The organism is Pedobacter sp. AK013 (genome assembly GCF_014205835.1).
Lineage (GTDB): Bacteria > Bacteroidota > Bacteroidia > Sphingobacteriales > Sphingobacteriaceae > Pedobacter.
In genome coordinates this window covers 1-25,560 of record NZ_JACHCQ010000058.1, presented here as the reverse complement: position 1 = coordinate 25,560, position 25,560 = coordinate 1, and the positions used below count along the sequence as shown (strand labels likewise).

Below are 25,560 nucleotides of genomic sequence, written 5' to 3'. Positions count from 1 at the left end.
GCAACCTCAAGAGGTGTAAGGGATATTAAATTCTTCTTATTCAGATTGTCGAAAATATATGCTTAAAACATCCCCCCAACTTTTCCGCTTGATCCTTTTTGTTTAACCTTAATGTTATCGTTATGAAAACTAATTTTAGCGTGCTTTTCTTTTTGAAAAAGCCAAAGAACTACACAAAAGGGGCTGTTTACTTTATCTTTTTAAGAATAACAGTAAACGGGGTTCGTGCGGAAATGTCAACAAGCAGGAACTGCGAGCCGGAGCAGTGGAACGCAAAAGCCGGGAAAGTCATCGGAACAAAGGAAGATGTTAAAACCCTGAATGCATATCTGGAAAATATGAAAGCGGAAGTGTATGCCGCCCATAGCCAGCTAAGCGTAGACGGAGCAGAAATAACCGCCGATAGTGTAAAATGCAAATTCTTAGGCAAGGAAGAAAAAGCACACACCATATTGGAGGCCATTAAAATCCACAATGAAAAAATGAAAGCATTGGTGGAGAAAGAAGAATATGCGCCTGGAACGCTTAGAAGATTTGAAGTATTGGCAAGGCATGTAGAAGACTTCATTGCCGCCAAATACAACAGAACCGATTTTAATGTAAAACGTATTGACCACGAGTTTATCGACGGTTTTGACTTCTACCTGCATACGGTAAAGGAAAACGATACCAATACCGCAAATAAGCATATTAAAAATCTCAAAAAGATCGTAAGCATCTGCCGGAAATATAAATGGATCAGTACTGACCCCTTCTTTGGCCATACGCTAAAATCTAAGCCTGTCCACAGGGAGTTTTTAACCGCTGATGAATTGCATAAGATTACCCAAAAACAGTTTACTACTGACAGGTTATCGCAGGTAAGGGACTTTTTTCTGTTCAGTTGCTATACCGGACTTTCCTATGCGGATGTTCAAAAACTTAAACTGGCCGACGTAAGTATTGGGGTTGATGGGGAACGATGGATATTTACCTACAGAAAAAAAACAGATACCAGGGTAGCAATACCCTTGCTTCCAATAGCGGCGAGCATCCTTGATAAATATAAAGCTCATCCTTATTGCCTCCATCACAACAGGGCTTTACCAATTTCAAGCAATCAAAAAATGAATGAGTATCTGGTTGAAATTGCAGCACTTTCAGGGGTTAATAAAACATTGGGCAACCGGATAGCCAAACGGACTTTTGGCACCACGGTCACTTTGCTGAACGGTGTACCTATCGAAAGTGTATCTAAAATGCTTGGACACACAAATATACGCACTACACAACTGTATGCTAAAGTCTTAGATATCAAAGTTAGTGAAGATATGGCACCACTTATGGGAAAATTTGTTGCGCAACATATCAAAGCTAGTGATGTCACCGAATCGAAAATAAGTAATGATGTTGCGGCGATCCGGGAAAAGTATATTTCAGTATCAAAAATAGCCGAAGCTTCGTAAGATAAGTCCCAAAGGAAGATCGCAAAATTGCCTGTTCATGTTGTATAAAATACAATCTATGTATACCATTATTCATGAACAGGCATTTAATTTATATTAGTGTCGTTTGTCAGTCGCTACTTGGTAAGTTGGATCTTCAATTATATTCACATCGATAATGTCTCCAGCATTTTTTAGCAATAGTATGCAATCTTTACTAAGGTGCTTCAAATGAAGTTTTTTACCTAGCTGATGGTATCTCTCGGTAAGTTTATTCAATGCTTCTATTCCGCTCATATCTGCAACCCTGCTTTCTTTAAAATCAATAATTACTTCATTTGAATCTTCATTTAAATCGAATTTCTCATTAAAGGCTGCAACGGAACCGAAAAATAGCGGACCATAGATTTCATAATGCTTCACACCATTTTCGTCGATATATTTTTTTGCACGGATTCGTTTTGCACTTTCCCAAGCGAATGCTAACGCGGATATAATTACGCCTATCAAGACCGCTAAAGCAAGGTTATGAAGCCAAATAGTAATCACGGCAACCAGCATTCCAACAAAAATATCTTGTTTGGGCATTCTGTTGATGATACGGAAACTAACCCATTCAAACGTTCCTATTGCTACCATAATCATAACTCCGGTTAAAGCAGCCATTGGTACACGCTCAATAATTGGCGCACCAAATAAAATAATGGCTAAGATAGTAAGAGAAGCAATTATACCCGACAATCTGGCTCTGGCACCAGCGGACAGGTTGACTAAGGTTTGGGCGATCATCGGACATCCTCCCATGCCAAAGAAAAAGCCGTTGGCTATATTGGCTGCTCCCTGCGCAATGCACTCTTTGTTGCCATTGCCCTTTGTACCCGTCATCTCGTCGACCAGATTAACAGTAAGCAGGCCTTCTGTTAAACCTACTCCGGCCATGATCAACGCATATGGAAATATAACTTGAAGTGTCTCTAAATTAAACGGTATCATGGGAATATGAAAAGGTGGGAACCCTCCGCTAACAGATGCGATATCTTTAACCGTTTTTGTGTCAATATTTAATCCGAATACTAAAAGGAAAACAACGACAATAGCCACAAGTGATGGCGGGACAGCTTTTGTGATTTTAGGCAAAAAGACCACGATTGCAATGGTTAACAGAACAAGCCCCGCCATAATCATCAAAGGTGTACCACTTAGCCAGCTAACCTGCCCATTTACAACGGTTTTAAATTGTTCTAACTGCGCCATGAAGATAATCACTGCAAGACCATTGACAAACCCGTACATTACAGGTTGTGGTACAAGCCTGATAAATTTTCCCAATTTAAGAACACCGACAAGTATTTGAATAATACCCGCTAGCGCAACGGCGGCAAATACATATTCAATGCCGTTGGATTTCATCAGTGCGATGAGTACCACAACTGTTGCACCCGCACCACCCGAAACCAATCCTGGCCTACCGCCAAATATCGAGGTGATTAGCCCCATGATAAAGGCAGCATATAAGCCTACCAGAGGAGGAAATCCGGCAAGTATGGCAAAAGATAAGGATTCCGGCATCATTGTCATCGCCACCGTTAAACCTGCAAGAATTTCATTTTTGTAATTAATCTTTTGCGAAAAGTCAAAGAGACCTAGATAAGTTTTAGTCATGTAATAAAGTATATAAGTGAAAAATAAAAGATTCAATAAAAATTTCGAACAGCATTTGGAGCTGAACGACATTTAAACTTTTAGAAATGCCAAAAGGAATTTCAAATAAAAAACTGTTTTAAAAATTTGGATATAGAGAATTTGCCTTGCTTAGAACAGCTAGTGCATAAAAAGATGTACTGATATTAATCAGTGCTTTGTCACTCGGTTATATGAAACTTTATCCTTTTTTCTCATTTCGATTGCTGCAAAGATATAAAAAAACTGCATTTCTGCGAAAATGATTTATTTTATATATTCTATCTTTGGCGATATGGAGAAATCAGCAATAGATAAAATCATGGCTCCGGTAAGCCGATTCATTCATTTAGAATACACCAGCGGCATCGTATTGCTTGCTAGTGTCATCGTGGCTATTGTTTGGGCAAATTCTGGTTACCATGAATTTTATGAGCATTTGTGGCATATTAATTTTTCAGTGGGGTTTGATAATTTTATGCTTACCCACCCACTCCACATCTGGATCAATGATGGACTAATGGCAGTTTTTTTCTTCGTAATTGGCTTAGAATTAAAGCGGGAATTTATGGAAGGAGAACTCTCTTCACTAAAAAAAGCATCCTTACCTATGACTGCGGCGCTTGGGGGCATGTTGTTACCTGCTTTGATATATTTTGCTATAAATAAAGGTACAGATGCTGATCATGGCTGGGGAATTCCAATGGCAACCGATATAGCTTTTGCCCTTGCGCTTTTGTCCATGGCAAGTAAGAACATTCCAGTTTCTGTAAAAGTATTCTTGTCTGCATTGGCAGTAGCAGATGATCTCGGGGCAGTACTTGTAATAGCGTTTTTTTATACAGCTGAAATAAATTTCATATCGCTTGCAATCGGCGGCGGTTTCCTTTTAGTTTTAATCGCAGGTAATTTATTGGGCATAAGAAGTAGTCTATTTTATCTGATTATAGGCATCGGCGTTTGGATAGGATTTTTACTTTCCGGTGTACATGCTACAATAGCTGGAGTGTTAGTAGCTTTTACAATTCCTGCGGTAACGAAAATAAACGAGCATATCTATTCCGATAACCTTAGGAAGCTGTCCCACGACTTTGAGACGGACATACCAGAAAAAGGAAGTCTTATCACACCTAAACAAAATAAGACGATACAAAACGTAAAGCGTTTAAGCATGGCTGCCGAGACACCCTTACAAACAATTGAACATGCCTTGCATCCATGGGTTGCTTTTGGTATCATGCCATTATTTGCGTTAGCCAATGCTGGTATCGTCATCGGATCAGACTTCTTTTCTTCTATCATAAATCCGGTATCAATTGGTGTGGCAGCAGGATTGATAATAGGAAAATTTATCGGGATTCTTCTTTTTTGCTGGATTATGGTTAAACTGAAATTAGCCAGCCTTCCAGAGCAAGCCAACTGGAAACACATCGCCGGAGTTGCACTACTTGCAGGTATCGGCTTTACGATGTCATTATTTGTTAGCGGACTAGCTTTCAAAAATCCGGTTTTCATCGATCAGGCCAAGTATGGAATTTTAATCGCTTCAGTTATTGCGGGTTTACTCGGTACTGTTGTACTCAAACGGATTGGCAAATCCGGTAGTTGACAAATTTGACATACACCTTGGGGTTTCTTTGCATCCCCAGCTATAAGGAGGAGAACCCAAGTACTACCTTCCGTAAATGCCCAGAGCGAGAACAGCGGGCTGGCCTATGAGCGAAGGGGTTTCGCAGGCCGCACCGTGCGTGGGGATTATAAATTATGCTCGATTTTTTATAAAGTCTATTATAGATAAAAGCCATTGCGGTTTACAATGGCTTTTCTGGAATAAAATATCCTGATCTAATTCTTATTTATTCTCTTGTGCTTTTAATAGGCGCTCATATAGCGCTTCTTTTTCTGCGTGGAGTTTTTTAATTTCTTCTACTGTTTCCATTAGCTTATCTAATGGGTTAAATGAGCAATTATAATTCGGCCCGATTAAGTGACCGTGGCTGTTATCATAGTTATATTGAATATTATTGATAGCCGTTTCCTCGTCAAAATTCCTGATTGCTTCCTCCGGTACCTTCAATATCTGAGCAATTTCCGCTAAAAGTGCATCTTCAATTTTTTCTTTGGATTCCAGGACTGAAATCTTCTTCTGGCTCCATTCCTCGCCCAAAGAAGCGGCAAGCCCTTCCTGTTTTATCCCCATCATTTCACGAAAACGTTTCACATTTCTGCCTTCATGCACTTTATTTGGACGATCAGTTGTAGTACTCATATATTGTTAATTTGAATCAAATGTAATAAATCTTCTGTTGTGTGGTAAAATAAATTAGTTGTCTGTTTATTCGGGAACCTGTTTTAACAGCTCTGCCAGTTCCGCATCTGTTAAATTAGACTTTTCAGATTTATCGTAAATGGTTAGCAAATAAACAGCGTCATCTTCAATAACCAAATTTGCGATAACTCTTGCACCGCCGGATTTGCCCTTCCCTTTTGAGGCAATGGCTAACCTGATTTTATAACACTTGTTGCCTATCGCTGTGCCCTGTTCAGGATTATTCTCTAAAGAATCAATAAGATCAATATATTCCTTTTTTAAAGAGGGGTATTTCTTTACCAACCTTTTTAGCTGCTTATCAAAGAGGCGTAAGGTATAGACATTATAGCTCATTGATCAAATCCCTTGCAGGACGGGCTTTAAGTTTACCCTGACGTACCAATTTAAGGTCTTCAACCGCTTCTTTAATCTCTTCAACTAAAACAGCATTTTCATCGGAAAGTGGCCTTGCCTTAACAAAAGACAGGCTGCTCAATAGCTCCATTACAAAAGCGGCCTTACTGTCCTTAATATCTAATATTACTTTCATGATCCGTGTTTAAAGGGGTTAATACACAAAGATAACTATATCTTTTCAAACATAAAAACAAACCATCTAGATTGAATTTTCGTCTGAAATAGCGTTTAAAATATGCCCCAAATCGTCTAAAAAATGGACTGGAAGATTAATATAGACTTTACAGGTTTTGGTTCTTTGGCTTGAACTAATTAGCCTAACATGAAACAAGAACCAACCGTTAGCGAAAAAACCTCTTTCTGGACAAACCAATACATTTGACCCCTTCTCGCCAATTTGCTAATATTCTGCCAAGCAACAATTTACAGCAAATTTATTTCCGGTGAGACAGGGTCAACTACTCTGGTTTATTCAGTCAGAATTCATTTGATGTTATTTTGTTACCACAAACATAAAAAAATAAAGTTAACTATATAGGTCGCTTTATTTTTTATTGCATGGTAGATTTCTCTCACATCAAACCTGGAGGCAGTGGTAAACTTGCTAAGTTAAATACTTAAATCTGATGTTTATAAACACAAATCATAGGTCTAATTCGCATGGAACAGCATGGTCAAGCATGCAGAAATGTCCAGGTTGATCGTTTACATGGAACTTTTTAAGGTAGAGTTGATTAAATTTGTTCGATTCTACAAATATAGAGAACATGAGAATTCATATTTTTATCAGTATCATTTGAACTGTTATAGATTGTAAAAGAAATGGGATCAATCCGCACAATTAAAACATATCATTTTCTACCTTATAAATATGGTACAGAACTATTATTGGATATTGGGCATATTGAAACTTTGAAACATTATGTGTTAGACAGCACATTACATCAAGTTAGTTTTTACGAGATCATTTTTATCCAGGAGGGATCGGGAACGTTTACCCTGGATGAAAACAAAATGTCGATAGCCCCGCGGGCAATCATTTTCATCAGCCCCGGGCAAGTTCGCCGATGGGAAATTGAGGAGAAGGTAAAAGGCTACACCCTATTCTTTGACAAAGATTTTCTCCATCTGTTTTTTTCGGATGAACTATTTCTGTACCGGCTTCAATACTTTCATCAGTATCTACATCCTGCCGAAATGCATATAGCTGAAAGATCATTCGGGAAATGTCTGGAACTTTTACAGGAAATTGAGCAGGAGTTTGAACAGATCCAGAATGATAGCGACCATTTGATCAGAGCGATCTTGTATCAGCTTCTTATTGTCCTCAATCGCTATTATGCGGATATTTACGATGTTCAGCGGGATACGTACATTCATCCCGACTTCTATAGATTCCGGTCATTGCTGGAAAAGCGATTTTTACAGGATCACACAGTTGAAACCTATAGTAAATTGCTTAATATCGGCCCGGGATCTCTTAACAAAATTTGCAGGCAATTCAGCGGGTCATCAGCGCAGCAAATGATCCATCAAAAGTTGATTTCAGAAATAAAGAAAGAACTGCGTCAAAACAAATCTGCAAAGGAGATCTGCTACCAATTTGGATTCTCCGATCCCTCTAATTTTAACCGTTTCTTCAAAAAGTTCACCCAAATAACACCCCAGCAGTACCGAAGAAAAATATAAATGACAATTTTTAATATAAAATGACCTTTTTACCGTGGGTAAATGTTCTCAATTTTACAGAAAAAAGGAATATGATAAAATCCGCTGCACTTTGCCTTTTACTCGTCGTTTTAAATCTACTTCGGGTAAAGGCAGAACAAATATATGTAAATCCCCAGGCCGGTAACGATACCAACTCCGGATTCAAGGCCCAGCCGTTAAAGACACTGGCTGAGGCAGCCAGGCGCGTCAACCAAAACAAAAAGCAGGAAGAAACAACGATCATTCTTTCGGAAGGTATCTATCTGCTCACACAAACCGTCCTGTTTAACAATGATAAATATAGCCTTAACAACCGTCTTATCATCCGCGCGGAAGTGATGCCCGATGATACAGACTGGACCCCTAGTAAAATGCCGGTTGTCATAACCGCTGTACCCCTTGAGCCCGGTGTTGGCGGAGAAGAAGCAAAAGGTATACAACCCGATGTAAGCCATGTTACTATTGAGGGTCTACGGTTTACAGGCAGTCCTGATTATACTTATCTCGATGAAAATAATTTACGGCGATCTTACCCTATATGGCGTGATGGAAAAAAACTAGATGATTTGCTTGTAACACAATGTCTGTTCGCCGGAAATGTAGATGTATTACCGTTACATGTCGGAGTTATAGCCAATGGCTATGGGCTGGTTATCGATCATTGTGTTTTTTTCAACTGTAAAATTCCGGTTGTTTTTTGGAAAAATGATGGAAAGGCCGGCGGCCGTAGCGCAATGCGATATTCATTGGTATACGGTGGTTATTTCTGTGGTGTTTGGACCACACAAGGTACCAATGGGGATGAGTTCGACTTTCATCATAACGTCATAGCTAATACGAGTACGATATGGATAAGAGAAAAAGGAAGCACACGTCGGTATAAAGCTTCTGATTGTGTTTTTACCAATTATAATAAATTGGTAGGATATGGAAGTGGCCCATTAAGTGGTAGTGATGCCACATCAACAGATTTTTTGGAAATGAAAAACATACAAAATACCGGAGCGGTGACCATCGAAAGGGATCAAAGTAAACGCAATTACCTTCAGCTAGCAGAAGGTTCGATAGGTACAGGACTAAAAGCAGGGCTTTTCAAAAAATGAAATATAATTCAACCTGCAAAGCATGGATACGATCAGTTCGGACAGTCATAAATCACCTGTAATGCAGAGCTGTACAACCAGATATGCAATTCAAAATATATCGGAAGGAACCGTAATGAGCACAATCCTATACGAAGTAATGCAAACAACTCCAAAGGCAGGGAATGCCATATTCAAACTTATCGTAGCAGCTATCAACGAAACACGGGTAAACGGTACATTCAGCGGCTACCACCACTTTGTTGCCGGTACCGAGATAGTCAAGATCAAAAACGGTAGCTTTTTCTTGCCGGTTAACCTTGATCGAGATCTAATAATTAATAAACATCAATTTAATCATTCAATACTAAATCCTCATGTTACTATTCAAATCTATTGTTATCACCGCATTATTTTTTAGTTCTGTCCATTTTTTAAATCAAATCGGAAACGAGAAAAGCATTAATCATTCCCGCCGCGTGGAAGGTCATTTTACAGCCACTGGCCGTAAAGAATCGATTTCTGTGATCAAACCGAAGCTTAACGCTGACGGAACTGGATGTGACGGCAAATGTGTGCTTACACTCCGTTTTTCAGACGAACACACGCCGCCAATTAAAATTGAAGATTGTATCGGCGGGACACCAGTTAATCTGGGAGATCTCGATGGTGATGGGAAAGATGAAATAGGCATCCTTCGGGAATGGTTTAACAGTTGCTGGCACAATTATAACGTATATACTTTTAAAGATGGACGATGGGAATTTGCGGTTCCCCCTATACGTACACATTGTAATCAATGGGAAAACGGACTAAAGCCTATTGTAAAAGATCAGGTAAAAAAAGGGTTTGCGAAAATCAACTACAGTGTAATGGTTAAATCCCACATTATAACTGAAAGTAAAATCGTAAAAGTTAAATGACAAAGCCCATAAGCTGAATTTACATCATCGATTTTGGGTTAGTCCCGCCAAAATATCTTATACTTTTATATTCGATTATGAAAAGTTACCTCGTGCTCCTGCTGATTTTAAATAGTTACTGCCTGGTACAGGCGCAAAAAGTAACCGAGCCTTCCACAAAAACGCATCCGGAATGGTCGAGACCCTATCCGCCGTTTCAAATTGTGGGTAACCTGTATTATGTAGGTACCGCCGATTTGGCTTGCTATCTGATCGTAACGTCCAAGGGCAATATCCTGATCAACACCGGGCTGGCATCGTCCGCACAACTGATCAAAGAAAATATTAAAAGCCTCGGCTTTAAACTTTCAGACACCAAAATACTGCTGACCACCCAGGCGCATTATGACCACATGGGTGCGATGGCTGAAATTAAGAAAGCTACAGGAGCTAAAATGATGGTAGACTACGCCGACACACCGGTTGTTGCGGATGGTGGCCTTTCTGATTATGATCTTGATGGAAAGGGTCGTGTATTTGAACCGGTAAAAGTTGACCGTGTATTGCGTAATGCCGACAGTATCAAGCTGGGTGGAATGAAATTAACTATCCTTCATCATCCGGGGCATACCAAAGGCTCTTGCAGCTATTTGTTTGACGTTAACGATAAAAAGCGAAAGTACAGGGTGCTGATTGCCAATATGCCAACAATCGTAACGAACAAAAAATTCGGTGATGTACATACTTATCCTAATATCGCCACTGATTATGCCTATACCTTGATTGCCATGAAGCATATAGAATTTGATTTGTGGGTAGCATCGCATGGCATCCAGTTCGATCTTACTGAAAAACACAAGCCGGGCAGTGCTTATAACCCGGCTGCTTTTATGGATAAAAAAAACTATTACGCCCAGATTGATGATCTGCAAAAAGAATATGATCAGAAAGCCAGAAAACCGTGACGTTAAAAAAACATTTATATTTCGGGTATGACGTAGCTGAAGTTTATAAATCATTGGATAAGTGTCTCCATTCCTATGGGGCAACTTCAAAAGACGTGATAAAATTTAAAAACATCATACGATATAAACAACCTTTAAATGAAGAAGCGAACCAGATTTATGTACATGGTCACTTTGATATTGTTGCCCTGCTCACTACTTGGCCAAATGCGGCAAACCATCGAACTCGCAAACCTGTACAAAAGAGCAAAGCTCAAAGCAGTAAACAGATACATCGAAATCGTTTCAAGTGGCACTGGAGCTTACCTAAAGGTATCAGAAAGTAAAAAGGAAGGTCTTGCATGGCTACCATTTAAGGACTTTAAAAACGGTACGATTGAAATTCAAATGCGGGGCAAGGACGTTTTCCAACGGAGTTTTATTGGAATAGCCTTTCACGGTGCCAATGATACTACCTATGATGCTGTCTATTGTCGTCCCTTCAATTTTCTTTCTTCGGATCCTATTAGGCGAATTCATGCAGTGCAATATATTTCGCAGCCCAATTTTACCTGGGAAAAATTGAGAAAGGAAAAAAATGCGGTCTTTGAGAAAGAGATCATCGATCCGCCCAATCCCAATGATTGGTTTACCATGAAACTTGTGGTTGACAACAGAACTGTTAAAGTGTACATTAATAATGCAATTCAAGCTTCGCTGATAGTTGAGAAACTCAATGATCGCACATCAGGAAAAATAGGGCTTTTTACAGCAGATAGCAGCGGCGGAGATTTCAAAACAATTAAAATAAACCATAGAAATTTGCCAAAAAAAATATTTCCGGTCTATAAAAAAGCAATTAAAAGCCGGGTTGAAGTGCTAAATTGAACTTTTGTGCTTCTATCAAAATTTATATATTTACTGAACTAAGGGCATCAAATCCCGCCTTTGAGGAATAACTGTCCGTGACAGGCAATTCTAAAGAACACTTTATGAGAAGAACATTTTTACTGATTACAATTGGACTGTTATTATTTAATTTCACATTTGGTCAATCAGCACAATATAAGCAACTTGACAGCTTAGTTAACTCTCTTTTTAAGCAGAAAATGTTCAATGGAAATGTGCTGATTGCAGACAAAGGGAAAATCATATTTGAAAAAAGTTATGGCCTTGCTAATGAGAAAACCGAGCAAAAAATTAATAATCAAACCATATTTGAGTTAGCATCGGTTTCCAAACAATTTACTGCTACGGGAATTGTTTTGTTAGAAAAACAAGGAAAACTGAATTATGACGACAAAATTTCAAAATATATTCCCGAACTAGCTTTCTACGGAAACATCAGCATAAGAAATTTACTTAATCACACTGCCGGGCTTCCCGACTATATAGAGCTTTTTGAAGAAAAGTGGGATAAAACAAAAATTGCTACCAATCAGGATATTGTAAATGTCTTCGCGAAATATAGACCAAAAGTCATTTTTCAACCCGGTGAAAAATACCAGTACAGCGATACAGGTTATACTTTGTTAGCGTTGATAATAGAAATAGTATCAGATAAGACATTTGGTCAATTTTTGAGTAAAAACATATTTCAACCATTAAAAATGAGCAATACGTTTATCTATAGAAGTAGATTTGAACCAAAAAAAATAGAGAATTATGCGCTGGGTTATGTTACAGATAGTTTAGGCTACAAAGTGCTTCCCAATAGTTTTGGAAAAGAATTTTACACTTATTATCTGGATGGAATTGTGGGTGACGGAACAGTAAACTCTACAACAGAGGATCTATTAAGATGGGACAGAGCACTTTATACAGATAAATTGATAGATTCAAAAGATAAAGAACTCATGTTTAATCCTGTAAAAACAAAGGATGGAAAAGAGACTAATTATGGATTTGGGTGGTTCATAGGGGATTCGAAAAAATATGGCAAAATCGTTTATCATTCTGGAGGTTGGCCAGGGTATTCAACTTATATAGAAAGGCATTTGGACAATGACAAAACTATAATAATCTTGCAAAATCGTTCGAACTCAAAAATAAATTCATTTTTGCAAACAGCAAGAACGATATTGTATAATTAATCTTAAAAAAGTATGCTTTAATTGGTTAAATTCATATGACTACGAATCGTTACGGAAAACCGTATATTAAATTTGGATTTTTTGATGCAAACAGTTATATTTAAATCATAGTATTTGCATACAAAAAGTTTTAAAAAATAGGTGCGTCATTCGGGGAGTTCGAATTTCAAAACCACTCTAAAATATTGCAAACCCTGATTTTGCACTTGGTGCAAATCCCAGCGGGATCACTTAAGGAGACACTATTTAATAGTTGTCTCCTTTTTTTTATGACAATAAAAACCTGTGAACCAAACTGTTACTGTCTGGCCAGTAATAGTTCGATTTTTCTGCTACATTTTCCTTGACAATGGTAACAAGGGTATCTTTTTGTTGATTCACGGGAAAAGCTTTCGCTTAGTTTCCGGTCACAAAGGGGACATATCAAAGATCCTCTTAAAAAAATGTTGCTTTCAGGTTGTCTGTTTTAGCAGTAACCTTCCTTTTTGTAGTAATGATACGCTGAACTTCGTGAAACATTGTTTCTGATATCAATGGGTCATAAGATCCTTTTACCATTTGCTGCTCCTCAGAGTTGAATTTTATTGGAATAAGACCACAATAAACAGGATTACGTATAATCCTGAAAAAAGCTCAAATTATATCAAAATCAGATTAAATGGATCATGAAAACAGTTTACAAAAGCTCCATTCCGTAATTTGTGTCACATCTACCGACTTTTGTATAGCTTACAGGATCATTCAATGTCCCATCTTTGCCTCATCATTTAACAACATAAAAATTAAATAATGAGCAAGACAACAGATACAAAGCAATTATTCCAAAGTTTTACATTTAAAAACGGAATCAAAACTAAAAACAGGATTGCAATGGCGCCAATGACAACCTGGGCCAGCAACGACGATTACACAGTATCGAATGATGAAATAAAACATTATGAAGCCCGAAGCGGAAACGTTGGACTAGTAATAACAGGATGTACCAGAGTAATGGCAGATGGAATTGGTTTTAACAATGAATATGCCTCCTACGATGACTCTTTTCTTCCAAGTCTTAAAAAACTGGCTGCCGCTGCAAAAAAAGGTGGCTCACCTGCAATACTTCAAATTTATCATGCCGGAAACAAAGCGGTTCTGGATCTTATCCCGGATGGTATTCCTGTTAGTGCAAGTCCAATCGCATTAGCACCGTCGATGTTTTATGCGGGAGGAGTCGTATCTCGTGAACTTTCACATGAAGAAATTCTGGAGATGATAAAGGCTTTTGGCGAAACTACCCACCGAGCAATCAAGGCAGGTTTTGACGGAATAGAATTGCATGGTGCTCACGGATTTCTATTGCAGAATTTCTTTTCGCCTTATTATAATCAAAGAACCGACCACTGGGGTGGATCTGCTGAAAAACGAATGAATTTTGCCGTAGCAGTAATCAAAGAAATTCAGGATGTAATTAAAAAGTATGCAGAAAGACCATTTATGATAGGTTTCAGAATCTCACCAGAAGAGCCTGAAAGTTACAGCGTGAAAGATACCTTTCCATTGATCGATAAACTAATTGACTGCGGAATTGATTATTTGCACGTTTCACTTGCTGATTTACTTGCTCAAAAGTCGGTAGATGATCAAAATGGTGATACTCCTATTCTAAAATTGGTACTCGATCATGTTAATCATAGAGTCCCTGTAGTTGCTGCTGGAGCGATCAAACAGTTTGATGAAGCAACAAAGGCACTTGAAATGGGGCTATCACTGGTCGCTATTGGACATGGGCTTATCATCAACCCTGATTGGGTGGAACTTGCGTCTAATGAAGAAAAAGCGGAAGAAGTTTTAAGTATGTCTAAAGCTGATAAATTGGCCATACCTAAAAAACTGCAAGAATTCATTAAAATAGCAACGGGATTTTTTCAGGTAACTGATTAGCCTTGTTATTTTTAGATTTTGGAAATTTATCAGAGTAAAATGTAAAAACGAAAAAAAAAATAACCGAAATTGGCGCAAAAGGATAAGTGGAATTCCTGTAGCAAAATTATTGAGCCATGGGTTGCTGGAAAACTTCGGTTATTTTTTGAATAAAGTATAGTAGTAAGATAAATTAAGCAAGAGCAGGTGATATGAAACATTATAAAACGATAAGTGAACTCTTTAAATCAAACGGATTTTCGCCACCTGAAAATCCTTTGATGGGTCTATTGGCTTTTGAAGAGTCACAAAAATGCACTTTTATCGAAAGAGAATTTACAATGGGGTTCTATACGATTGCCTTGACAAAATTAAAATCAGGGACATTTCAATATGGCAGAACAAAGTACGACCACGAAAATGGTTCCCTTGCTTTTCTAAAGCCACATCAGATAATAATGATGAATAATGTGGAAACAAGCGAAAAAGGATTTCTGCTATATATCCATAAAGATTTCTTAGTGAACCACAACCTTCATTCAGAAATAAATAAATATGGGTATTTTGATTACGAAGTGAACGAAGCGCTGCATCTGTCGCCAAAAGAAGAAGACATTGTATGGGATTTATTCAACAAGATAAAGTTGGAGTACTACAATAATCAAGATGAGTACAGCAAAGATATTGTCCTTACCCATATAGATTCCATTTTAAAATATGCCCAACGGTTTTATAAACGGCAATTCTTGAACAGGTCTGTTTTATCAGGCACCATAATCACGAAATTTACCGACATACTGAAACAGTATTTTGAAAACAGTGGCCTGCAAAAAAACGGCTTGCCTTCTGTAAAATACATGGCTGCAAAATTGGCCTTGTCACCAAAATACCTAAGCGATTTATTAAAACAAGAAACAGGCAAAACGGCACTGGAACATATTCACATTGCATTAGTTATCGAGGCCAAAAATATTTTGATGAGTACCGACAAAACCGTAGCCGAAACTGCCTATCAATTGGGCTTTGAAAACCCACCTTACTTTTCAAGACTTTTCAAAAAAGAAGTTGGCGTTACGCCAACGGAATATAGAGAACAGTTTTTGAATTAGAAAACTGGACTAAAATATAACATTTCCTATTGTTTGGATGTGGCTAATTTTCTAGAAATACTAAATTGGCATTTGTCCCTTTAATTCCTGAATTTTCTTAGGAGTGCGTAGCACTTTCGCTATTGAATTTCCTATTCAAAATAGTTAATGCTACCAAGTCTCTTTTATTATTCTAATTAACTATTAGGTCTTGAAAATCACTTAAGATCTTAATAGATAGGTCTTAATCTTCAATTACCATGTGCTTTTAATCTTTACAGTAACCATGCTTTAATTTCATAAAGAAGTAATCAGCAGGACAAGGTATTAGATTTTTAAATTTTGAAAGCCCTATTTATGGGACCAATAGATCACTTAAAAGTTTTAAATCTTCAACAAAATGGTTCGAACTTCGTACCAGCAGGATCACACCAAAGACTATCAAAATGTATAAAACCCTGCAATCGCACGATTAGTAGGGTTTTTGCTTTTAAGGGTTTATCAAAGTATACACTGTTTCGTGAAATAAAGCGAGTGATTTAGGTGGGCTATCCCGAGATTCTGATTGCTCACTAAATAAACATAACTTTTTATTAAACAGTTTGTTAGTGGTGGGGTATTTTGTGCAGATTTAATTGCAAAACTATCTCTTTCTAACCTTTGTCGTTAGAACGTATTTATCCTAGCGATATGCTCACTTTAGCTAAATACATTAAGTAGGTGTATCTAGCAAATAAATTTTGAGCTTTACATCAATATTCAAAAGAGAAGAATCCAGTAAATGGCCAATTTTAATCCAGGTCATCAGTGAACTAGCAATTCCTGATATCATTAAAATAACTATCCATATATTAAGCTTGATCCTAAAAACTGGCCTGTTTGTGTAATTTTTTTTGCTTACTTTTTCAAAAATAGTAACTTGCTGCTTCTAAAGGGTAATTTCTTTAAATCTAAATAAACAATTAAACATATACAGTTATGCGCTCATCAATTCCTCAATTCGTCCAGGCTATTCCAGTTTATCCCTTATCAGAATTTCTGAACAGTAATGAGATTTAGCGGATCTTTTTGGCAACCTTATCCAAATCATCAGTAAAAGTACAAAAGACTTCGTTCGTTTAAATAATGGCGGATCTGTCCCGCTTTTTTATCGTTTTACTAATTGATCAGCCTACTCCTGCTTTTTCCAAATAAAACTAACATGATGCTTAATGTGCCTATATAAAAGGCTAAAAAAATAAAAACAAGCCAGTTTCATCAAAAAAATATCACTAATTCAAATTAAATCAAATGAAAAAAATTATTATTATTCTATTTTTCTTGTGTCCGTTTTTATTAAAAGCTCAATATGGTAAAGAAGTAGTAGCCAACGGCTGGCAACAACTTTATGTGTATTTAGGCAGTTTTCCTCCTGACGATGCCTCCAATTTAAAAAAAATGAAGGTAGAAATCCTGGGTGGAGCCTGGGAATCGTATTCTACAGGCGAGACGGTTTTTTACATTTCAAACCGTAATGAGTTAAGGATTACCAAATTTACGAATGGAGGTTTATCAGACCGGTATTCACTTCATGCCTATAACAATCCGAATGGGAACCTCGATTTTTACCTGATTACCAATAGCTGGACAGCTATGGCTGTAAAATCATGTATGCTTGGTGGGAATGCAACCCAATTGATTACGAACACTGTTACCGAAACACTCCCATCTGGTCTGGTCGAAATTACACCTTTAAATATTCGCCCGATACAAACAAGTGACCATGAAGGGAATATGGCCATCAACATGGCAAGTACCGATGCCAATTATAAATTATCGGTAAATGGGAAAATCCGTACCAAAGAGGTAAGAGTAGAAGCGGCCAACTGGCCGGATTATGTTTTTGAGGAAGGTTATGATGTTGGAACCTTGAAAGGATTAGAAAGTTATATTAAAACCAATAAGCACCTGCCTGAAATGCCTTCTGCAAAAGAAATTGAGGCAAATGGGTTAAACGTTAGTGATATGCTCAAGCTCCAACAAAAAAAGATAGAAGAACTAACCTTACATCTGATTGAAAAGGATAAAAAAATCGATGCGCTAATTGAAAGAGTGGAAGTTCTCGAGTACAAGTCTAAAACCGATAAACAAAAACCATAATTATGAATTTTAAGTTTTTAATAATCTCTTTCTTATTATCTGGCAGTGGCTTAGCTTATGCCCAGAACACTTTTCCTACCAGTGGACCTGCTGGTATTGGGACGCTCAGTCCAGACGCTCCCCTGCAGATATTTGTGGGTTCAGATAGCAAACCGGCAGGGGTGGTTTCAGCTGCACAATCTACCTTAAAGTTCTCTAGAGCTGGTACTCCAGGTTATAGTTATAACGAATCTGCCGAATTTAGGATTACACATGGTGGGCCTTATTATTGGGGATCAAGGTTGGATCTGTTTATGAATGGAGCTAGTAACCAAACTAATGTTCCCGATCAGCATGCAATGACCTGGCAATATAATGGTAATGTGGGGATAGGGACGATAGATCCAAGTGCAACATTAGATGTTCAGGGTACTGCAAAATTTGGCGGTCACAATGCGAATCTTGACATATCAGGAAACCCAGCCGCTTATCAAAACTTAATAGGTACCGGCAAAATGTTGATCGGGTGGAATAGGAGCGCTGGACAGGGGGAAACTGATTTTATAGCTAATGAAGGAGCTGGATCTCAAGGTGGATTCGCTTTTTATAGTTACAATAATGCCAGTCAAGAGAAACAACTGTTAAGGGTACTGGGCAATGGTAATGTCGGGATCGGAACTCCTAACCCACAGGATAAACTTACCGTAGCAGGAAACATCGGTGCCCGAGAAATTAAGGTCTCTACCAATGCGGGTGCCGATTTTGTGTTTGAGCCTGCCTATAAACTTACTGGCTTAGCCGAACTCGAAAAATTTGTAAAAGCCAATAAGCATTTACCGGAAATTCCAACTGCCAAGCAGATGGTAGAAAATGGTGTAAACCTGGGGGAGTTGAACATTAAACTGTTACAGAAGGTAGAAGAACTGACTTTGCACCTGATAGAAAAGGATAAACAGCTCAAAAACGAAAAGGAAGTAAACCGTAAGCAACAGGAACAGATTGATTGCGTGATAAAAGAACTGGCAAACGTGAGGAAAATAACAAACAGATAAGAAAATGAAGAATTTACTAACACTTTTGTTACTAAGCGTATGCTATGGTACTGTTTCAGCTCAAACCAATGTGTTTCCCACCACAGGAAATGTAGGTATCGGCACTTTAAATCCGGTAGCCAAAATTAGTTTTAACAATGTAAACGATGGAACAGACACTCCAGATGGAATTACGTGGTTTGATGGGGCAGCTTAAATTATGGTATATATCGCACTCCTGGCCCATGGACTGCTCCTTCTTTTCAACAATTAAAACTGTCTTGGGATACCGGGATAATATTGGAACCGGGTAATGCCTATCAAAACAGCTATGTTGATATTAAGGGAGGTGGTTTAAGGGTAAGTTCTGGTAATGTGGGCATTGGGACAACGAACCCGCAAGAAAAGCTTACCGTAGCAGGAAACATCGGTGCCCGTGAAATTAAGGTCTCTGCCAATGCGGGTGCCGATTTTGTGTTTGAGCCTGCCTATAAACTTACTGACTTAGCCGAACTCGAAAAATTTGTAAAAGCCAATAAGCATTTACCGGAAATTCCGACTGCCAAGCAGATGGTAGAAAATGGTGTAAACCTAGGCGAACTGAACATTAAACTATTGCAAAAGGTAGAAGAACTGACTTTGCATCTGATTGAAAAGGATAAACAGCTGCAAAATGAAAAAAAGTAAATAAAAAGCAGCAGGGACAGATTGATAGTGTGATAAAAGAACTGGCAAAAATGAAGAAAAGTAGAAGAAGTCACAATTAATCTTCCTTGTAAATCGGCGTGAAAGCTATCCTTTTTTGTCGTCTCGCAATATAATTTACAGGAAAATTTAAACAGATGATCAAAATCGCTCGAATACTTTTTTGAGCCGCGAGTCGAACAATATTACCGAAATGTTAAATAACATAAATTCATGAAATACCTTTTTACCCTTAAAATGGAAACAAATTCTTTATCCTCAAGCTCTTAATTAATATTATTTCTAATTTTTAACCACCATTTAATAATTGCTCTTGTATGAAATTTCTTACAAAAAATACTTTAACGCTTTTATTATTACTGTTCAGTAAAATATGTTTTGCACAATCTGGCGGACAAAATATAACAGTAATACCTCCATCGCCAGCATCTTCAGCTTTAGAAAAATATAGCGATTATCCTGTCAGTATTTATACAGGAGTTCCAGATATATCTATCCCAATTTATGAAATCAAATCTGGCGACATGAAATTACCCATATCAATTAGTTACCATGCCTCAGGAATTAAAATAGGTGATGATAGTTATCCGGTAGGTTTAGGCTGGTCGATCAATGCGGGAGGAAGAATTTCCAGAACGGTAAGGAGTAAACCCGATGAGAGTCTAATAGCCTTTCCGCCGACACCGTTGCCCAATTATTATTCTATGTCTAATGTTGGTGATAGAAAACAAATTCAGTCAGACATCAATAACCTTGATATGGAGCCCGATTTGTTTTCTTTTAACCTGGGGCTTTCAGCTAAACCATCAGGGAGGTTCTTATTCGATGGGCAGGCTAAAAACCTGGCTCACGGATTACTTTCAGAGCCTATGTTTTTACCTAAAAGTAATATCAAGTTTAGCTACGTCCCCAACCAAAATATGGGTAATTATACATATGGAATAAATACAATCAATCTCATTGATGAGGAAGGTATAAGCTATAATTTTGGTGAAGGGAACAATAGGAAGGAATTTATTGCAAGTGGATCAAGTGATATAATTAGTAGTTGGCTGCTAACAAGTATACTACCAGCCAGTAAAAATGAGCAAGATAAAATATTATTCGATTATTCAGCTGGAAGTACTGTTTACAAGGAAAATTATTTCGGCAGTGTTACTGTTTTGGACAGCTGCGACGAGCACCTAGCTTTTATAGAAACACAGAAGGATCCGTCCAATCGACCATTGTATGTTCCAGCTGTTCCAGATTATTTTGTGTATGTAAACAATCCCGAAATTAGTGACTGGATGTTTAATAACTCGCATGTGAACCATTATAAGATACGAAATATAGAAACCATAAGTTTTAATGGCGGCCAGGCAAAATTTGTGTTTAATCCGGTTTCGAATATGTTAAATTCAATTACTATCGTTGATTCACAAAATGCCATAATTAAAAAAGCAAATTTTTATTATAGCAACTATCAATCATATACAAAAGAAATTAAGTTAGACAGTGTAGTGATGAGCGGGAGTGACGATCAGAAAGAAACCTATCGTTTTCAATATAATGAATCGGTACAGGTATCCCACAATCCGCTGGCGCAGGATTTTTGGGGTTATTTTAATGGTTCTTACAATTCATCATTACTCCCCCTCTGGGAAAATGTGTCTTCTTATTCTACAGATTACCCGGTGCTTACCGCAGGAGGGGGCTCTCCTCCAGCACAGGTGCCAATTACGATAGGAAATGCCTATAGAGATGCCGATGAAATTCCTATGAAAAGATTTTCTTTGGAAAAAATTACCTACCCAACAGGTGGAACTACAGAATTTGAATTTGAAGCCAATAGATACCTCAATCCTGCAACTAATGAACTAAAAATTGTAGGAGGATTAAGGGTTAAAAAAATTACATCAAAAAGTGACCCTAATGCTTCGCCCATTATTAAAAGTTTTACTTACGGAATAAATGGTAATGGCGCAGGTGTTGCGGTGAATGTGCCGGGTTATGATGATTTTGTAACTGAAAATGTTATACTTTATGGGGATCTTGTTATTCCTGGAATTGGCTGGGCAAGGCAAAGAACTTTTTCTTCCAGCCCCAATACAGATTTGAGCTATATTGATGGTAGTGCTGTTTATTATACGCACGTAAGTGAATCTACGATCAATACAGCTGCAGATACCTTAGGGAAAATTTCTTATACCTATGAAATCCCTTTACAGAAATTGTATGATAACTATTTAGATCCTAATGGAGCCGTTTTTCAAACTAAGTTAGTGAAGTTATTCCATGGATATAATTTCCCAAATCTTGTGGAACGCAAATCTTTTAAGAAAAAAGGTACGGCTTATGTGCCTGTCAATTCGAATCAATATGTTTACAGTTGGAATTCGAATTCCTATGATGCTCAACCTAATGGATTTCCAAGAGAGATTATTGTTCACCCAATGTATCAGTATGTTTTGCGGAAGGGACCATCTTCTGGCCCCTACGGTGATGATCATTATCTCGATGAGATGCCTGTTTTTACTATGGACGAAACATCGAAAATCACCAACCTTACCTTTAAAATACAACAGGAAACTTATACAACTTATGCATTAAATCAAACAAATGAATTGGACTCGTCACAAACAGTTACATCTTATGAGTATGGGAGTAATAAGCACGCTTTTCCTACTTTAACAACTATTAATGCAAGTTCCGGTGATGTATATAAGTCTAATCTTGTTTATCCCCTCGATTATCCAAATTTGTCGGGAATGGATGATTTGACATTAGGAATCAAAAATCTTCAACAATTAAACTCTGTATCGCAACCTGTTGAAAAATACACAGAACTATGGCAAAACAATGTAAATAAAGGAGTTGTAAATGCTGTTTTTAACACGTTTGAACCAAATAAGCCATTTTTAAATAAAGTCTATTTAACTGAATTAATTACTCCATCAACTGGATTTATACCTTCAAATGTAATTAATGGAGCTATTGTGAAAAGTAATCTTTACAAAGAAAAATTAAATTTGGTTTATAATCCGATGGGTAAAATTTTAGAACAAAGTATTGCCTCCGGTTCTAAAACGAGCTATATCTGGGCATATAATGGAATGTATCCAATATTAGAGGTAAAAAATGCAGACTACCTAAATACGCAAATGATTTTAGGTAGTGAAACTGCAATCAATATCATATATAATTCCAAGCCCAATAAGTCTACTATTGATGCGCTCGTGGCAACATTACGGGGAGCACTTCCAAATGCTCAAATCACGTCCTACACTTATGATCCCCTTGTTGGCCTAACGAGTGCGACCGATGCCAAAGGCATGACGACCTATTACGAATACGATGCCTTTCAGCGTTTAAAAGCAATAAAAGACCAGAATGGCAACATTTTAAAACAGACCGATTACCACTATAAAAACTAAGACGCTCCATGAAACAACATCTAAAATTTTTTTATGCTGCAGCAGCGCTATTGCTGCTTGCTGGCCGCTCTTCTGCCCAGAAAGTGGTATCGGTTTATAATGGCGAAAGCGAGATCAGTGCACCATCGAGTGTAACCCTGACCGATGGTTTCCATACCATGGGGCCTGTCCGCATTTTCACCACCGGTTTGAGCTATCTGAACTGCCAGCCGCTCTCTTCAACGCCAAGTACCAACCAGAACTATATTCTTACCCGTACTTTTAAACAGCCGGTAACCGATGCTACTCTGGGCAACAGCCGCAATGTATGTGAAGAAAATCAATCTATCCAGTATTTCGATGGCCTGGGCAGGCCATTACAAACGGTTCAGGTACAGGGCAGTCCCGGTTTTAAGGACATTGTACAGCCTGTGGCCTACGATGCCTTTGGCCGCGAGCAGTTTAAATACCAGCCCTATGCGGCACAGACAGGCACCACAGGCAGTTTCCGCTCTTCAGCCTTAGCCGATCAGCTGGCCTTTTACAACAGCCCTACGGCAGGTGTAAAAGCAACGGCCTATCCCTTTTTTGAAACGGTTTTCGAAGCCTCGCCTTTGAACCGTGTACTTCAACAGGGCGCGCCAGGTGCAGACTGGCAGATTAACAGTGGCCATACCCTTAAAACCGTTTATGGCACCAATGCCCAGGATGAGGTAAAGCTTTGGATTGTGAACAATGCCGGTAATGGTGCGGACGCCAGTGTTTACCTGCCGGGAAAACTCTACAAAACCACTAGTAAGGATGAGAACTGGATACTTTCGGATTTAAAAGCCGGTACTACCGACGAGTTTAAGGATTTTGAAGGTCGTGTGGTACTGAAACGGGTATGGGAAACCGATGGCAAAAGCCTGAGTACCTATTACGTGTACGATGACCTGGGCAACCTGCGTTATGTACTGCCACCGGCAGTAAACGAAAACGGGCAGGCCGCGTTAAGCACTTTTGATGAAAGCCAAACGGTTTTCGACCAGTTTATCTACGGTTACCGTTACGATGGCCGTAAAAGACTAGTGGAGAAGAAAATCCCTGGCAAGGGCTGGGAGTTTATGGTTTACAACAAACTCGACCAGGTGGTGATGAGCCAGGATGCCAACCAGCGCAGCAAAAGCCCACAGGAATGGAACTTTACCAAATATGATGCCTTTGGCAGGGTAGTGATCAGCGGCCGTTACATTGATGATCTTCACGGCGGGCAGTCGGGAACCAATTATAGAGTTTCTTTTCAGGATATCGCAAACGGAACTGTTGCCTATGAAAAACCTGATGCATCAAACACACAGACCGGTTACAGCAATGATGCCATTCCACAGGGCAGTATTGGAGATTATTATGTACTGAACTACTATGACGATTACGATTTTGTAGATAACACTTTTGGCCAGCCCGGCACAGGCCAGGTGCCTGCGGCACGGACCAAAAGCCTGCTGACAGGAACGAAGGTAAAGAACCTGAGCAGCGGAGCGATGCTGCTTACCGTAAACTATTACGACCTGGAAGGGCGTATAGTACAGAGCAAAAGCAGCAACCACCTGGACGGTACCGATGTGGTAGACAATACCTGGAACTTTGATGGCAGCCTGAAAGCGAGCATACGTACCCACACGGTAGGCGGGGCAGTTACCACCATTGCCAACCGCTACGAGTACGACCATATGGGGCGGAAGCTTGCTACTTTCGAAAATATTAACAACCAGGGCGAGGTCGCATTAAACCACCTGGAATACAATGAAATTGGCCAGTTAAGCAAAAAGAACCTGCACAACGATATTCAGGCCACTACCTTTGCCTACAACGAACGTGGCTGGATGAAGAATAGCACATCAGATCAGTTTAGTATGAAACTCGATTACCAGGAGGGCAGTGTCCAGGGCTATAATGGTAACATTACCAAACAGTACTGGGAGTGGACAAATATAGCAAACCCAACTGCAAATATCTTTAACTATAGTTACGATAAACTGAACAGGCTGGAAACGGCAGCAACATCTGTAGGTGTACCAATGAGCGAAGTATTAAGCTATGATGTAATGGGCAATATTAAAAGCCTTAACCGTGATAATACTGGTATCAAAACCTATAACTACGATTCTGGTAATAAGCTGAAGAATGTAAGTGGTTTAACCTCGGAAGACTATGAATACGATGCCAATGGTAATGCAACCAAGGATGGATTGAATAAGATCAGTTTAACTTACAATTACCTGAATTTACCGGCAACCGCTACAAGGACAACTGGTACAACAGTTAACCTGGCATACACATACGATGCTTCGGGTAGCAAACTGGCCAGGAACAGTGGTGGCACGGTGAGGAACTATATTGATGGTATAGAATACAAGCCAGATGGTACTACAATCGATATTATCCATACTGAAGAAGGTATAGCCAGGAATAATAATGGTAATTACAGTTATGAATATAACTTGGGCGACCATTTGGGTAATATAAGGGCTACTTTCCATAAAAATCCTGTAACCAATCAATTGGAAGTACTACAGCAAGACAACTATTATGCTTTTGGGTTAAGGAAAGAACCGGTTGCAAAAGCTGGTACAAATAAATATCTTTACAATGGAAAGGAATTGCAGGAGGAGTTAGGGCAATATGATTATGGCGCAAGGTTCTATGATCCGATTATAGGCAGGTGGAATGTGCCAGACCCGCTTGCGGAACTAGATAGAAAGACAACTCCTTATGC

At 38.6% G+C, this 25,560-nt stretch carries 21 protein-coding genes; 16 read left to right on the top strand and 5 right to left on the bottom strand.

What is annotated here, in order from left to right; all coding sequences use genetic code 11:
- Positions 1-122: 122 nt before the first annotated feature.
- Entirely contained in the window at positions 123-1,445 is a 1,323-nt protein-coding gene (locus HDC90_RS24225; RefSeq protein ID WP_184471070.1) for a site-specific integrase, read from the top strand.
- Between the two features lie 96 nt (positions 1,446-1,541).
- On the opposite strand, the gene HDC90_RS24220 is transcribed toward HDC90_RS24225, so the two are convergent.
- Positions 1,542-3,086 carry a SulP family inorganic anion transporter gene (locus HDC90_RS24220; protein ID WP_184471068.1) on the bottom strand — a complete coding sequence of 515 codons (1,545 nt, stop codon included), beginning with the start codon at positions 3,084-3,086 and terminating at the stop codon, positions 1,542-1,544.
- 313 nt (positions 3,087-3,399) lie between these two features.
- On the opposite strand from HDC90_RS24220, the gene nhaA reads away from it, so the two are divergent.
- Positions 3,400-4,713 (top strand): Na+/H+ antiporter NhaA, encoded by a 1,314-nt coding sequence (gene nhaA / locus HDC90_RS24215; protein WP_183876867.1) that lies wholly within the window; start codon positions 3,400-3,402, stop codon positions 4,711-4,713.
- Positions 4,714-4,956: 243 nt separating this feature from the next.
- Here the strand turns inward: nhaA and HDC90_RS24210 are convergent, their stop codons facing one another.
- The 3 genes from HDC90_RS24210 to HDC90_RS24200 all read right to left on the bottom strand — a co-directional run bounded on the left by HDC90_RS24210 (position 4,957) and on the right by HDC90_RS24200 (position 5,965).
- Positions 4,957-5,373, bottom strand: coding sequence for a helix-turn-helix transcriptional regulator (locus tag HDC90_RS24210; protein ID WP_183876868.1), 417 nt, complete (start codon positions 5,371-5,373; stop codon positions 4,957-4,959).
- A gap of 66 nt (positions 5,374-5,439) precedes the next feature.
- Positions 5,440-5,769 carry a type II toxin-antitoxin system RelE/ParE family toxin gene (locus HDC90_RS24205; protein WP_184471066.1) on the bottom strand — a complete coding sequence of 110 codons (330 nt, stop codon included), beginning with the start codon at positions 5,767-5,769 and terminating at the stop codon, positions 5,440-5,442.
- A complete protein-coding gene (locus HDC90_RS24200; protein ID WP_183876869.1) occupies positions 5,759-5,965 on the bottom strand; it encodes a hypothetical protein in 207 nt (68 codons plus the stop codon). Before HDC90_RS24200 ends, HDC90_RS24205 begins: the two co-directional genes overlap by 11 nt.
- Before the next feature lie 791 nt (positions 5,966-6,756).
- On the opposite strand from HDC90_RS24200, the gene HDC90_RS24195 reads away from it, so the two are divergent.
- The 6 genes from HDC90_RS24195 to HDC90_RS24170 all read left to right on the top strand — a co-directional run bounded on the left by HDC90_RS24195 (position 6,757) and on the right by HDC90_RS24170 (position 12,563).
- On the top strand, positions 6,757-7,521 hold the full coding sequence (locus HDC90_RS24195) for a helix-turn-helix transcriptional regulator (protein ID WP_221451942.1): 765 nt from the start codon (positions 6,757-6,759) through the stop codon (positions 7,519-7,521).
- Positions 7,522-7,592: 71 nt separating this feature from the next.
- Complete coding sequence (locus tag HDC90_RS24190; protein WP_221451941.1) at positions 7,593-8,645, top strand: hypothetical protein; 1,053 nt, start codon at positions 7,593-7,595, stop codon at positions 8,643-8,645.
- Positions 8,646-9,001: 356 nt separating this feature from the next.
- A complete protein-coding gene (locus tag HDC90_RS24185) occupies positions 9,002-9,547 on the top strand; it encodes a hypothetical protein (protein WP_183877537.1) in 546 nt (181 codons plus the stop codon).
- Between the two features lie 77 nt (positions 9,548-9,624).
- On the top strand, positions 9,625-10,491 hold the full coding sequence (gene bla, locus HDC90_RS24180) for a subclass B3 metallo-beta-lactamase (RefSeq protein WP_183877536.1): 867 nt from the start codon (positions 9,625-9,627) through the stop codon (positions 10,489-10,491).
- 138 nt (positions 10,492-10,629) lie between these two features.
- On the top strand, positions 10,630-11,358 hold the full coding sequence (locus tag HDC90_RS24175) for a family 16 glycoside hydrolase (protein WP_183877535.1): 729 nt from the start codon (positions 10,630-10,632) through the stop codon (positions 11,356-11,358).
- 104 nt (positions 11,359-11,462) lie between these two features.
- Positions 11,463-12,563: a serine hydrolase gene (locus tag HDC90_RS24170; protein WP_183877534.1), complete on the top strand. Its 1,101-nt coding sequence runs from the start codon at positions 11,463-11,465 to the stop codon at positions 12,561-12,563.
- Positions 12,564-12,998: 435 nt separating this feature from the next.
- On the opposite strand, the gene HDC90_RS25810 is transcribed toward HDC90_RS24170, so the two are convergent.
- Positions 12,999-13,148 (bottom strand): hypothetical protein, encoded by a 150-nt coding sequence (locus HDC90_RS25810; RefSeq protein ID WP_370576668.1) that lies wholly within the window; start codon positions 13,146-13,148, stop codon positions 12,999-13,001.
- Positions 13,149-13,352: 204 nt separating this feature from the next.
- On the opposite strand from HDC90_RS25810, the gene HDC90_RS24160 reads away from it, so the two are divergent.
- The 8 genes from HDC90_RS24160 to HDC90_RS24125 all read left to right on the top strand — a co-directional run.
- Positions 13,353-14,486, top strand: a complete 1,134-nt coding sequence (locus HDC90_RS24160) for an NADH-dependent flavin oxidoreductase (protein WP_184471061.1) — start codon at positions 13,353-13,355, stop codon at positions 14,484-14,486.
- Between the two features lie 191 nt (positions 14,487-14,677).
- Entirely contained in the window at positions 14,678-15,574 is an 897-nt protein-coding gene (locus tag HDC90_RS24155; protein ID WP_184471059.1) for an AraC family transcriptional regulator, read from the top strand.
- Between the two features lie 1,269 nt (positions 15,575-16,843).
- Positions 16,844-17,692: a hypothetical protein gene (locus tag HDC90_RS24150; RefSeq protein WP_184471057.1), complete on the top strand. Its 849-nt coding sequence runs from the start codon at positions 16,844-16,846 to the stop codon at positions 17,690-17,692.
- A 2-nt stretch (positions 17,693-17,694) separates the two neighbouring features.
- Positions 17,695-18,723, top strand: coding sequence for a hypothetical protein (locus HDC90_RS24145; protein ID WP_184471055.1), 1,029 nt, complete (start codon positions 17,695-17,697; stop codon positions 18,721-18,723).
- A 4-nt stretch (positions 18,724-18,727) separates the two neighbouring features.
- Positions 18,728-18,919: a hypothetical protein gene (locus tag HDC90_RS24140; protein WP_184471053.1), complete on the top strand. Its 192-nt coding sequence runs from the start codon at positions 18,728-18,730 to the stop codon at positions 18,917-18,919.
- 83 nt (positions 18,920-19,002) lie between these two features.
- Positions 19,003-19,389 (top strand): hypothetical protein, encoded by a 387-nt coding sequence (locus tag HDC90_RS24135; protein ID WP_184471051.1) that lies wholly within the window; start codon positions 19,003-19,005, stop codon positions 19,387-19,389.
- A gap of 335 nt (positions 19,390-19,724) precedes the next feature.
- A complete protein-coding gene (locus tag HDC90_RS24130) occupies positions 19,725-22,823 on the top strand; it encodes an RHS repeat domain-containing protein (RefSeq protein ID WP_184471049.1) in 3,099 nt (1,032 codons plus the stop codon).
- A gap of 8 nt (positions 22,824-22,831) precedes the next feature.
- Positions 22,832-25,560 (top strand): DUF6443 domain-containing protein (locus HDC90_RS24125; protein WP_184471047.1); only part of this gene is annotated, 2,729 nt, incomplete at its 3' end.